Below are 1052 nucleotides of genomic sequence, written 5' to 3'. Positions count from 1 at the left end.
ATGCTTTTCGCAGGCGAAAAGCGAAAAAACCTCAAAGAACAAATAAACCGTATCCGAAAAGCGTCTTCCTCGCTTTCGGATACGGCTGTTTGCGCATTGAATAAAGATTTGATAGAGATTTGCAGGATACAGCTTATTCTACGCTTAGCAGCTCGCTCTGCACCACACCCTTGGGGTCTATCGCTTTGACAGTGGCATAGCCTTCAACCATATAATATTTGAATCCACTTTGGTTGGTCACTTCCGTCGCATTCGTGAATGTCTTGTAGGGAGTTTCTATGGTTTTATTGATGCCCGTAATCATATGCTTAACAGGATCATCTCCAATACCGACTTCGAATGTTTTACCGACCTGGACCGGGTAAACCAGACGTATATCAATCTCTGAATATGGATAGCCGATGGCATACACCTGATGATCTTCCATTTCGAAATATTCAAAACTTCTATTGTCAGAAACGGCAGTCCACATGAAGCCCATTCTCAAACCATTGCGGTCCGGAACATCCATAAAACGATTGACTGAAGTCGAGCCGTTTGCCAATCTGTACGTATAAGTTTTGGTTTTGTCTTTCAAATAGGAATTCTCCATGACTGTATCATTCATGAATTTCGGCTCCAGTGCACGTGAAAGGAAAGCGGCAAATTGAGCTCGCGTCACATTCTGCCGAGGACGGAACGTATTATCCGGGTAGCCTTTCGTGATATGAGCTGACTGAATCCGGCTGATCGCCAAGGAATAATAAGCGTCTTGAGGCACATCAGTAAATGACCTGATGAAACTGAACTCCAGATCAAAAACCCGTTCCACAATCAGGGCCATTTCCCCTCGGGTAACCGGATCGTTAGGGCGGTAGTTTCCATTTTCGGAACCTTTGATATAACCTGCTTTTGCAGCTTCTGCTATATAGCCGCTGGCGTGATGGCCAGCCGATACGTCACGGAATGGTGTCGCTTTTTGCGTTTTATCCAAATTTTTCAGCCGGCCGATCATGATTGCCGCCTGTGCACGGGTCACAGGCTTGTTCGGTCGAACTGTCCCATCGGAATAA

General features: G+C 45.7%; 1 protein-coding gene. It reads right to left on the bottom strand.

The window, feature by feature from the left end:
* Positions 1-133: 133 nt before the first annotated feature.
* Positions 134-1052: S-layer homology domain-containing protein (locus tag KW93_RS16825; protein WP_081986897.1), on the bottom strand; the 919-nt coding region annotated here is incomplete at its 5' end.

Source organism: Planococcus sp. CAU13 (genome assembly GCF_000775575.1).
Taxonomy (GTDB): domain Bacteria; phylum Bacillota; class Bacilli; order Bacillales_A; family Planococcaceae; genus Planococcus.
Note: the sequence above shows the minus strand (reverse complement) of the source record. Positions and strands in the feature narration are given on the sequence as shown.